The organism is Arthrobacter sp. CAN_A212 (assembly GCF_015752345.1).
Classification (GTDB): domain Bacteria; phylum Actinomycetota; class Actinomycetes; order Actinomycetales; family Micrococcaceae; genus Arthrobacter_D.
In genome coordinates this window covers 1-10,925 of the sequence record NZ_JADOUT010000035.1, presented here as the reverse complement: position 1 = coordinate 10,925, position 10,925 = coordinate 1, and the positions used below count along the sequence as shown (strand labels likewise).

Annotated in this window: 12 protein-coding genes; 3 read left to right on the top strand and 9 right to left on the bottom strand. The window is 62.3% G+C overall.

Going from position 1 to position 10,925, the window contains the following annotated elements:
• Positions 1–42: 42 nt before the first annotated feature.
• From IWX64_RS15935 to IWX64_RS15910, 6 genes are all read right to left on the bottom strand, one after another.
• Positions 43–306, bottom strand: coding sequence for an ATP-binding cassette domain-containing protein (locus IWX64_RS15935; RefSeq protein WP_196868112.1), 264 nt, complete (start codon positions 304–306; stop codon positions 43–45).
• Positions 303–1,088, bottom strand: a complete 786-nt coding sequence (locus IWX64_RS15930; RefSeq protein WP_334683363.1) for an ATP-binding cassette domain-containing protein — start codon at positions 1,086–1,088, stop codon at positions 303–305. Before IWX64_RS15930 ends, IWX64_RS15935 begins: the two co-directional genes overlap by 4 nt.
• Positions 1,089–1,271: 183 nt before the next feature.
• The gene (locus tag IWX64_RS15925; RefSeq protein WP_196868110.1) at positions 1,272–2,315 is read right to left on the bottom strand and encodes an ABC transporter ATP-binding protein; all 1,044 of its coding nucleotides are present in this window, start codon (positions 2,313–2,315) and stop codon (positions 1,272–1,274) included.
• Positions 2,312–3,139 carry an ABC transporter permease gene (locus tag IWX64_RS15920; RefSeq protein ID WP_196868109.1) on the bottom strand — a complete coding sequence of 276 codons (828 nt, stop codon included), beginning with the start codon at positions 3,137–3,139 and terminating at the stop codon, positions 2,312–2,314. The genes IWX64_RS15925 and IWX64_RS15920 overlap by 4 nt, the downstream gene beginning before the upstream one ends.
• On the bottom strand, positions 3,136–3,987 hold the full coding sequence (locus tag IWX64_RS15915) for an ABC transporter permease (protein ID WP_196868108.1): 852 nt from the start codon (positions 3,985–3,987) through the stop codon (positions 3,136–3,138). The genes IWX64_RS15920 and IWX64_RS15915 overlap by 4 nt, the downstream gene beginning before the upstream one ends.
• Positions 3,984–5,231, bottom strand: coding sequence for an ABC transporter substrate-binding protein (locus IWX64_RS15910; protein WP_196868107.1), 1,248 nt, complete (start codon positions 5,229–5,231; stop codon positions 3,984–3,986). The genes IWX64_RS15915 and IWX64_RS15910 overlap by 4 nt, the downstream gene beginning before the upstream one ends.
• Before the next feature lie 158 nt (positions 5,232–5,389).
• Between IWX64_RS15910 and IWX64_RS15905 the strand changes: the two genes are divergently transcribed.
• Both IWX64_RS15905 and IWX64_RS15900 read left to right on the top strand, forming a co-directional pair.
• Positions 5,390–6,007 (top strand): TVP38/TMEM64 family protein, encoded by a 618-nt coding sequence (locus IWX64_RS15905; RefSeq protein WP_196868106.1) that lies wholly within the window; start codon positions 5,390–5,392, stop codon positions 6,005–6,007.
• The gene (locus IWX64_RS15900; protein WP_196868105.1) at positions 6,000–6,629 is read left to right on the top strand and encodes a CDP-alcohol phosphatidyltransferase family protein; all 630 of its coding nucleotides are present in this window, start codon (positions 6,000–6,002) and stop codon (positions 6,627–6,629) included. The genes IWX64_RS15905 and IWX64_RS15900 overlap by 8 nt, the downstream gene beginning before the upstream one ends.
• A 23-nt stretch (positions 6,630–6,652) precedes the next feature.
• Here IWX64_RS15900 and IWX64_RS15895 read toward each other — a convergent pair whose 3' ends face one another.
• On the bottom strand, positions 6,653–8,086 hold the full coding sequence (locus IWX64_RS15895; RefSeq protein WP_196868104.1) for a dihydrolipoyl dehydrogenase family protein: 1,434 nt from the start codon (positions 8,084–8,086) through the stop codon (positions 6,653–6,655).
• 97 nt (positions 8,087–8,183) lie between these two features.
• On the opposite strand from IWX64_RS15895, the gene IWX64_RS15890 reads away from it, so the two are divergent.
• A complete protein-coding gene (locus tag IWX64_RS15890; protein WP_334683362.1) occupies positions 8,184–8,843 on the top strand; it encodes a class I SAM-dependent methyltransferase in 660 nt (219 codons plus the stop codon).
• Positions 8,844–9,343: 500 nt separating this feature from the next.
• Here IWX64_RS15890 and IWX64_RS15885 read toward each other — a convergent pair whose 3' ends face one another.
• Together IWX64_RS15885 and IWX64_RS15880 are read right to left on the bottom strand one after the other, a co-directional pair.
• Positions 9,344–9,988, bottom strand: a complete 645-nt coding sequence (locus IWX64_RS15885; protein ID WP_245345804.1) for a YitT family protein — start codon at positions 9,986–9,988, stop codon at positions 9,344–9,346.
• A gap of 8 nt (positions 9,989–9,996) precedes the next feature.
• Positions 9,997–10,905, bottom strand: coding sequence for an aminotransferase class I/II-fold pyridoxal phosphate-dependent enzyme (locus IWX64_RS15880; RefSeq protein ID WP_334683364.1), 909 nt, complete (start codon positions 10,903–10,905; stop codon positions 9,997–9,999).
• Positions 10,906–10,925 lie beyond the last annotated feature (20 nt).

Below are 10,925 nucleotides of genomic sequence, written 5' to 3'. Positions count from 1 at the left end.
CGACAAAAAGAACGCTACGGGCGGGTCGAGGGTGGGGCCACTTCAAACGGCTAAAAGTCCCCTAAGTGGGGCCATTTCAGAGTGCCATACCCACACCGAACCTGAGTCCGGCGATTCCATAGCCAAAAGGGTACGCAACAGGGTCGATTTGCCTGATCCGGAACTACCCACCAATCCCACCCCGTGACCACTGGGGACAGTCAAAGACACCCCATGAAGGATCGTCCGGGACACACCGCGACGGAAGGTTCGGCCGGGCCGGGACAGCGACAGATAAATATTGTGGGCTGAAAGGACTGAAGTCATGCGACAGCAGTGCCTCCACGACGCACGGTGCGCTGCGCGGCACCCATGAGATGAGTTACTTCGGGGTGCCTGTCGGCGGCAGCTAAATACTCGAAGGAACCTTCGTCGACTATCGATCCTCCGCTAATGACGATCGCTCGTGAGCACAACGATGCTGCCGCAGCAACGTCGTGAGTGATCAGAAGGACGCCAGCACCTTCACCTATCGCCTTGCGTAACGCTGAAAGAACATGGTGCTGGGATATGACGTCGAGCGCGGTCGTTGGTTCATCTGCGATCAGGAATGAAGAACGGCATGCAAGGGATTGCACAATACACACCCGTTGTCTTTGCCCGCCGGATAGTTCCATGGGAAAAGAACCAAGCACACGATCTGGATTGGCGAAGCCGACGTCCTCCAGCAGTGAGACAGCAAGCGACCCTGCCGCCGACCGCGTTGGGGCACCCCCTGACCGCAGGATTACAGGGATGAGTTGACGGTCAATCCTCACCAAGGGGTGAAGAGCAGTGAGCGAGTCTTGACGGACCGAGGCAATGCCCGGGCGGTGTTTCGTGGCGAGAGAAATGTCGCGTCCGGAAACGTTGAGTTGACCAGAAGTTTGCGAACCACCAGGTAGTGATCCCGTCAGAGCGGCTGCCGTTAGTGACTTGCCTGATCCAGAAGCCCCAAGGAGAGCCACCGCTTCGCCAGCCGCGAGAGACAACGAGACCCAGCTACCAGCGACCGACCGCCTATCCGCACAGATAACCCTTCGAGGGCAAGACTCATCACACTCATCCACCCTTGTCACTAACGATTATCATTCTCAATGAAAAGCAGCGATAACAAGATTGGTTCTCAAATTCATGACACCCGTTAGCGCTGGATGAAAAGGGATCCCATCACAGGTCAGAATCGCGATGGTGCAGATTCTGCAACCTGGGACACGGTAGGGACGAGGCGAATGAAACAGTGTGCCCAGCTACTACTGGGTGACGGCCCACCCGGTGGTGTTCACGAGCTGCAAGCCGACATGCTGACCTATCCTGATGCCGGGGTCGCCCGGGACCTCGACCGTGAGCGTTTCTGCGGAACTGCGTGATCCGAGGCTGGCGACGTGGACCAACGTGTGGGCGCCTAGCGACTTGATCCCGGTCACGGTAACCGTTGCTGGTCCGTCCGCCGGTCCGATGATGCGGATGGCTTCCTGTCGGACGGTCAGGAATGCGGGACCGTCCCTGAGTCCTGGCTGCACGGGGAACCGGCCCAGCGCCGAGTGGTGGACACCGTCGGCCAGGTTGCCCGGTACGGCGTTGAGGCCTCCCAGGATTCTGTTGACCGACAACGTCGCAGGTTGATAGTGCAATTGGGCGACGGGCCCGTGTTGCAGGATCCGCCCGCTATCAAGGACCGCGATCGAATCGGCGAGGACTGACGCTTCCCGGCGGTCATGGGTTACCAGCACAATGGTGGGCGCGAGTTCTGCGCGAATATCGTCCATCAACGAATACATTTCGTCTCTTAGCCTGGAATCAAGGGAACTGAACGGTTCATCGAGGAGGAGGATGCGGGGGTTCCTCGCTAGAGCCCGGGCCAGTGCAACGCGCTGTTCCTGCCCGCCGGAAAGCCGCCCTGACGAGCGTTGTGCGAGGTCTGCCAACTTCACCAGTTTCAGGTACGCCATGGCATGGTCCCGGGCCACTTTGCGGGACTGTCCGGCCATTCTCGCGGAGAACGCAACGTTATCGACCACGCTCAGATGAGGGAAAAGCAGCGGCTTCTGGAAAACCAGGGCAACGCCACGCTGCTCAGACGGGACACCATCGAGGTTCTCACCATCAACGACCACCTCCCCGGAGGATGGCTCGTCCAAGCCCGCGGCGATCCTTAGGAGGGTGGATTTTCCGCTGCCGGAGGCGCCAAGTAATGCGACGCAGCGGGATGGTTGAACGGTGAGGGAAATCTGATGCAGTACTTCAGTGTCGCCGTAGGACCGGGAGATGGTGTTGAATTCGAGGCGCGAGCTCATTGTCGTCTTTTCCTTGCCGTGGGCAGGGTGAGTCCTGCGAGCAGGATCAGTGGAGGGATGATGATGGCCACCGAGAGTGCTGCGGTGAGTTGTTCGTTTCCCGTCGTCGATGCGGCTGATCCCAGCAGTAGAGGCAGGGTGCGCAGTTGTCCTCCGCCGATGAGCAAGGTGGTGATGTAGTCGCCCCATCCGACGAGGAAGGCCAGGAAAAAGGCGCGGGCGGCTGCGCTGGCGAGCAGGGGATAGCGGACATGACGGGCGGCCTGCCCGGGGGAGGCTCCCAGTGAGCGGGCGACCTCCTCGAACTGGTGGTCGTAGCTTGCCAGGGCGCTGCGGAACATGAACGCCGTGTAGGGCAACGCCGTCACGACCAGGACCAGGATCACCCCTAGTGTCGGTGATACGTAAAGACGCAGAAGAGCGACGTTCACCCCCATCACCAACGCGAACGGTGGGATAGCTAACGGGACCAACAGAACAAACTCAACGAAGCGGCCTGGTAGGGAAGGTAGGGCGCGGACGGCGAGTACTCCCACGTAACCCAAGGGGGTTGCGATCACCGCGACTCCCAGCCCGAGTGAAAGCGAGGACACGGCGGCCCTGGCAGTGTCTGCGGTGGCGAGGTCGGCGAACCCTTGCAACGAGTACGACGACGGCAGGACGGCCGGGGCGCGCCACTGACCGGCGATCGACCACAAAAGTACTGGCACCATTGGCGCCGCGATCCAGGCCACGAGCAAGCAACCCAGGACCACCCGCAGGGGGAGACCCCCGGGGAGAGTCCGGCGCATCGACGTTGACGCTGGCTGCAGAACGGGAATCATCGCAGGCTCCGATGACGGCGCAGGACCAAAACCGCCGTAATGATGACGACTACGCTCACGGCCACAGATACCAGGGCGGTCACCATTGCCTGCGGACGGGCAGCGAGATCGACGGAGGTGAACAGCCTCACGGCTCGGACCGGAAGCGGTTCGGGGGAGGTGGGACCGAGCAGCCAGGCGGCTTCATAGGAGCCGAGGGTGTATACAAAGACGATGGCGGCGGAGACCGCCAGCGATGGCACCGCCAGAGGCAGGACCACCCGAACGATACGCTGGCCCGCGGACGCGCCGAGGGTTGCTGCCGCGTCGCACAGATCTCCGACGGAGCGTGAAATGCTGCCGAGGACGACCAGGGTGACGAATGCGGACTCTTTCCACGCGTACTCGGCGATGACGGCCACGAACCACGGACCGGAAACCAGTGCGGGGAACGCGTCGGGCATCCCGAGGAGTCGTTCCAGGAATCCGCTGTCAGAGAGCAGCAACCCGATGGCCCCTGCCCCGATCACGTGCGGAATAGGAATCGTTGCGGCACTCAAGGTCTCAACTATCCGACCCATTCGGTGCATGGCGAGCACATAGGCGGCAAGCATAAAGCCCACCACCAGGGAAAGCACCGTGGAAACTGCGGCAATGTAAACCGAGGTGACACTCGAACGGATGAGCTCCCCAGTTTCGCTGGTCCAGGCGTCCGCGCTGAGCTGGGGTGGACCGATAAATGGCATCAGTCCAACACTTTGCAGCCCTGCGGCGGTCAGCGATACCCCAACAACCGCGACGATCGGGACCACTGCCAGCAGGGCAAGGAGGGCGGCGCGACCGGTGGTCGACGCCTGCCGACCGGTCATGGGGCCGAAGCGACGTCTTGCCGCCACGCCTCATTCAAAGCCGGCACCCATTCTGAACCCAATTCGCCGTGGGCATTGCGTGAGAGTTCTTCATAGTCCGGGACGATCGGCGACTCTGGTAGCTGGGCGAAAAGGTTCTGTTGGGTAGGGGTGAGGAGATCCGTGTCGAGGACGGTGAACTGCCCCCACGTCCCCGGATCTGCCTTCGCGGCTTGCTGCTCAGGGGATAGTGCGATGTTGGCGACCACCATGGCCCCCGCAGCATCTGCGGCGTTTACCGGTAACGCGAGGAAGCTCGCATTGCCGACCGTGCCCTCTTCCAAGGTCAGGACCTTGGTTGACGGCGGTAGTGCACCTGATCCGACCAGATCGGTCAGGGTGGCAGGGCCGTAGGTCATCGCGATGTCCACTTCACCGTCGGCGAAGAGGGTATTCAGAGCCTGTTCGTCCCGCGGATAGGTGGCACCTTCCCTCCAGAGCGATGGTTCAAGCTCCTCAAGCGTTTGAAGAGCCGCGGGCGCGTACTCGGAAAACGCTTCGTCGGAGTAGGGGAGCGGCACCTGATCGGCGCCGCCAGCGGTGCTGAGCATGACCTCGCGGAGGAAGACGCTGCCGGTGAAGTCCGGGGGCCCCGGGTAAGTGAACCTGCCCGGATTGGCCCGGGCCCACTCAAGGATGCCAACAAGTGAGGTGGGTGGGTCGGTGATGGCATCCGAATTGTAGAAGAACGTGAACTGGGCTTTATGCCAGGGAGCTTCGCAGCCGTCAACCGGGGTGCCGAAGTCGTTGAGCAGCAAGGGATCGTCCTGGTCGGTGTACCGCATGTTGGGGAGCAAGTCAGTCCAGCCGCATTGCCAGGCCTGCGCCTGTTTGCCGGTACTGAAGGTGGAACCGTTGGCCCAGATCAGGTCCACCGACCCGTCGCTCCGGCCGGCCTGGAGCTCGCTCAATACCCGGTTCAGGGCATCGGGGGTGTCCGCGATAGGAACTCGGCGAAGCGTGACGCCCTGATCCTGTGCGGCGGGCGCAAGAACGTCATCGACATAGGCGTTACCTTTCGCGTCGCCGCCGAACATCCACAGGTCGACAGTCTGCCCAGCTGCCGCGGCGAGAACCTCGTCGAAGGTACCAAAATTCTCGGCGGGCTCAACGCTTGCACCTGAACAACCTGTCAGCACCAGTGCGAGGGCCGCAGCAGCAGGCAGCAGAAAACGCCGACGTTCCGGGCTGAAAGAGGGGTACACAGGAGATCCTTCGACGGTCGGGGCTGCAGCTTCAAGTATCCTCGATAGCGGGCCGACGCCCGAACCGGCAGCTGAGCAGCGGATTGCGGAAAACTATGCGGCGAGAACATGTGCACGGCCACCCCCGGCCTGTAGCACCGATCCGCAGACTCGTGATCTTGTTTGCCGTCATTATGGGGGCAACCATCGTTGTCCTCTTCGTACCCATCCCGCCCGTGGACGACATGCGCGACCTGGTAGAGCGCGCCGGCTGGTGGGGGCCGGTGGGATTCATGGCCGGGTACGCCGCCCTGACCCTCGCGCCGCTTCCCAAGAACATCCTCTCCGTCGCGGCCGGCATATTGTTCGGTTTCGGGCCAGGATTGGTGATCGTCTACTGTGCCGCAATGATCGGAGCGTCCGCCGCATTCTGGCTGGGGCGCGCGCTGGGCAGGGACGCGGTCGAAAAATTCACCGGCACCCGAGTCGCCAAAGTCGATGCACTTCTCAGTAAGCGGGGCTTCGCGGCGGTCATCGGGGTCCGGCTGATCCCGGTGCTGCCGTTCACCGCGATCAACTACTCTGCGGGACTGACAGCGCTCGGATGGTGGCCCTACTTCCTCGGAACGATGATCGGCATTTTCCCCGGTACGGTGAGCTTCCTGGCTCTAGGCGCGTTTGGTCTCGAACTGGGTTGGCCAGCCCAACTGGCACTGGCGGTGCTGGGAGGGCTGACCCTCACCGGAGTCATTCTCGCCGTCCGGGCCCGGCAAAAAGCGAGGAGCACAGATGTTTGATACCCGACTACGGCCGCTCCTGGCGCCCCTGTTGAACCGGGCGGCAGCAGCCCTGGATGTCCCATGGATCAGCCCGAACCGGTTGACCGGATTGAACCTTCTGCTGGGATTGGCATCCGCGGGATTCGCGGCAGCCCAGTGGTGGTTGCCAGCCCTCGTAGCTTGGGTGCTGTGCCGGCTCGCGGATGGCCTGGATGGACCGCTAGCCCGACGACGCGCCGCACAGCCAGGATCGAACCACGACGCCGGGCAGGGCGGGTTCTGGGATATCTCCGCCGATTTCGTCGTGTACGGCGCGACAGTCATCGGCGTGGCAGTTGGGGTAACAGCAGGGTTCGGTGCACCCTGGCTGCCGTTCCTTTTGGTGCTCTTCGCCTACTACATTAACGGCAGCGTGTTTCTGGCGTTCTCGTCCATCGCGGAAAAGAATGGCCGACAGATCGACGACGGCCGGTCACTGTCCTTCCTCGGCGGGCTCGCAGAAGGGGCGGAGACCGTCCTGGTCCACGGTCTATGGCTGCTCTTCCCTGCCGCCGCCTGGCAGATAGCCTCGGTGTGGGCTGGCCTAGTGATGATCAGCGCCGCACAACGAATTGTCGCCGGCTACCGAACCCTTGCCTGAGGCAGACCCCAAAAATACCGTTGTTACTGAGCGTTCCTTTGACGTTTCAAACCGTCCGCCCGCCACCGGTTGAAACCAGCAAGGGCTTTGACAGCGACCCTCGCAGCCGGTGATTCCAGTCCAGACCTTGCATGGGCTACCGCCGCATTCCACAGGGCATCGTTGTAGGTCGGATAAGGGTGCGTGACACCCGCGATGGCACGGGTGCTGAGCCCTTGATCCACGGCGAGGGTGAGCTCTGCCAGGGACTCTCCGGCCCTCGGGCCGACGATCGTTCCGCCCAGGATACGCCCGCCCTTGCCGATGATGATCCGTGTGAACCCGTCGGTCTGGTTTTCGGTGATCGCACGGTCGGTGTGAGCGTGCTGGATGGTTGATGTTGTCTGCGTTTTCGTTCCGGCCTCGGTGACGCCGACGGCGGCGACTTCAGGTGAGGTGAAGGTGACCCGTGGGATGACTTTACTGACTTTCCGGCGGAGTCCGAGGATGGCGTTGGAGGCGGCGGTGCTGGCGTGCACCCCGGCGAGGTGGGTGAACTCGGGGTGCGCGGTGACATCGCCGGCAGCCCAGATAGTCGGGTTTGATGAGCGCATTGCTTCGTCGACCACCACCTGGCCGGCTTCATCGCAATTCACTCCGACCAGGTCAAGGCCCAGACTCGTAGTCCTGGCCCTCCTGCCAGCGGCGGCGAGGATGACGTCCGCAAGGAATTCTTGGCCGTCGCCGGTATGGACCACGGAGACGACGCCGGTGCCGTCGTCGCTGACCCGTTCCACGGCGGCGTGCTCGATGACCTGCACGCCGTCGGAACGCAGACTGTCGCGGACCAGGGCCGCTGCATCGCGGTCTTCCTTCGGCAGGATCTCCGAGCGTGCCAGGATCACCACCTGCGAGCCGAGCCGGGCGAACGCCTGTCCCAGCTCACACGCAATCGGGCCACCTCCGATCACGACCAGTCGCTCCGGAAGGGTTTCCAGGTCCCAGATGGTCTCCGACGTGACGACCCGTGGTGCGTCATCTAGCCCAGGAATGGGGGGGATTGTTGGCGCACTGCCGGTGGCGATGAGCGCCTGCCGAAAACGTAAAGTCGTGCCGTGAACCGCGGCTTCACCCGGACCGGTGAAGCGCGCCGTGCCCGACATGACCGTGATCCCCGCCGTTTCGAGGGCTGCCGGGGAATCTTCCGGTTCGATCGCAGCAATAGCATTCGTCACACGTTGGCGGACTGCAGCGAAATCAGTGCTGCTGCCGGAATGGGACCGCTCCGCCGCTGAGTGTCCGGCCGACAGGAGCGTTTTGGACGGCACGCAACCGGTCCAAAGACAATCCCCACCAGTGCGGGCATACTCCACCAACACCGTGCGGGCACCCAGACGAGCAGCCGTTTTCGCCCCCACAATGCCTGCAGTTCCGCCCCCGATAACCAACAGGTCCACTATTTCGGTGGTGTCTTTCACAAGGCTGCCCTCTCACTATGTCGGCCGGGTTCTCCCTTAGCCTAGGCTGTTCTCACCACCATCTCCGCAGGTCCGCGGAACCACGACTTGCCATGGAGTGATCCCGATCGCCGGAAAATACAGCACCTTCGCACAATTTTATGATGTGATGTCCGGCGAATACCCGGTCTATCGGGCCGGCCGTGAAATCGGCATCCAAAAGCTCCGCCAACCCTCCGGAGCCCAGGTGCTCGACGTCGGGTGCGGTACCGGGCTGAACTTCAGTCTCCTCCAGCGCCAGATCACCCCGGATGGCATCATTGTCGGAATCGACCGCAGCCCAGAGATGCTGGAACAAGCTCGCCGGCGGGCAGAACGCAACGGTTGGACCAACGTCATTCTCATCCAGGCCGATGCAACCGAGCTTTCGCCCACCGACATCGGATCCAGGATCACAACCCAGGGTGGCCGGTCACAATCCGACGCCGTCCTGGCCACCTATGCACTGTCCCTCATGAAGGACTGGGAAACCGCGTGGGCCAACATAGTCTCCCTCGCTGCACCTGGGGCATCCCTCTGTGTGGTGGACATGCAAAAACCAGTCGGTCTCGCTACTGCCCTGACGCCGTTGGCCAGAGCGGCGTGCTGGCTCGGCGGATCCGACATTGACGCGCACCCCTGGACTGCCGTGGAGCGCGACTGCGTCGACGTCATGGCGGCCTCCACCCGCGGCGGACACCTGCAGATTCGTTCTGGAACGCGCACCACAGATACCTAACCTCCATCCGCCGAAGCATATGTTCATGGCACGTCGGAAGTGACGAACCGCCGCTCAGGCCCGAGTAGGCCCATCAAATGTTGTAGCGGTGGTGCCTCTTCGGACTTCTCGGACGGCGGTGACGCCAAAGCGGGGCGCTGTCCGCGAGTGAGATCACTTGCCAGGTGATGGGTCCGCGTTTCGCGTGCGTCAGTGCTTTCTTGTGTAGTACTCGAGCGCTGGGTTGCTGGGTGTGCTGAGGTTTAGGCCTTGGGCGAAGTTTGCGAGTAGGTCCCGTGTGGTCCAGTTGCGCAAAGGGACCCGTTCGATGGAGGGCGTTGCTTGCCTGCCCACGGCTGCGAACCCGGCGATGAGAGTTGCGAGGACGATGATGATGAATAGCACGATGTTCTCCTTTTAGTGGTGGTTGAGTGGCCGGTGATCGGAATGGTGATTGAACAGCCAATGATGTGGGCCATGGTGGGTTGGACGCCTCATTGCTCTGGTTGCATATTGTGTGTCTAGGAAGCCAGGTAACGCCCTGATCGGTGGTTCAGCGCCAGGATGAGGTTCATGAGTGTTGCCCCTAGCGCGGAGAGAGCGACCATCAGGGGTGGGACGAACGCGAGTGCGGCAAGCACGATCGCGACGTCGAGTCCCATCTGCACGTAGCCGGCCCGCCAGTTCAAACGTTCCTGGAAGATCAGTGCCATAATGTTGAATCCTCCGAGGCTGGCTTTGTGGCGGAACAGGATCAGCAGTCCGATGCTGGCCAATAGGTTCCCGCCCAGGACGCCGTAGAGCGGCGCGATAGTGATGTCTCCGATGACTGCGGAGTGGACAGGGGTGAGTGTCGACACCACCACGACGGCGCCGATCGTGCGGAGGGTGAAGTCCCACCCTTTCTTCCAGGCTGCCAGGGCGAAGAACGGAGTGTTCACTACGAGGAAGATGACACCGAAGGGTAGGTGCACGGCGTAGCTAATCAGCAGGGCGAGTCCGGCGGTACCTCCGGTGACGGCCTCGCACGATTTTAGGAGGAACAGACCCAGGGATGCCGCGAAGCATCCGGTGATGATCCCTAGAACGTCTTCGATGGGTGAGTGACGCAGGACCGGTGCCGGCTGACTCGATGCTGCGTCGGTCACGGTGATTCCTGCTCCCATTGGGTCGGTCATTGGTCCCCGAACTTCCCGCGCTCGGTCAATACTGCAAGCACTCGCTCGTTGGTGTCGCGGTCGGCCAGTGAGATGCGGACGCCGTCGTCCTTATAACCACGGGCGAGGATGTCAGCGTCCGCCAGGGCGGAGAGGATTTGTTCACGGACGTCGTCACCGCATCGGAGCCAGAAAAAGTTCGCCTGACTGTCGGGCACGTCCCAGCCGGCATTGTGCAGGGCCGTGATCATCCGTTGGCGCTCGACCCGGACGTCGATGGCCCGGGTACGCATCTCCTGGTGCGCGGCCAGCGATGCCACGGCCGCACTTTGAGCCATCCGGTTCACACCGAAGGGAATCGCGGTCCTGCGTAACCCTTCCGCCAGCGGTGCCCGGGCTATCGCGTATCCGACCCGGAGCCCGGCCAACCCGTAGGCCTTCGAGAAGGTCCTCAGGACGCAGATGTTCGGATAACGGTGGTAGAGATCGAGGGCGTCCACTTCACCAATCTCGTCCTGGAACTCCACGTAGGCCTCATCCACCACAACCAGGACGTGCGGTGGCACTTTGCTGAGGAAGTCCTCCGTGTGTGCTGCCCCGAGTGAGACACCGGTCGGGTTGTTGGGTGAGCAAAGGATGATGACCCGGGTCCTGTCGGTCACCGCTGCGGCCATGGCATCAAGGTCGTGGTGCTCATCGGGGAGCAGCGGCACCCGGGTAGCTTTCGCGCCCGCTACCGCGGCGAGGATCGGATAAGCCTCGAAGGACCTCCACGCGAAGATCACCTCATCATCCTGGTCACAGACCGCGGAGAGGATCTGCTGCAACATCCCGGAACTTCCTGGTCCGACTGGTTGGGTCCCCGGGTAGGAGTCCGGTGAATATGTGAGTTTCGCATCCGATAATGGGTGCAGGAGGAGATTCACAACAATGGCACGTAGACATA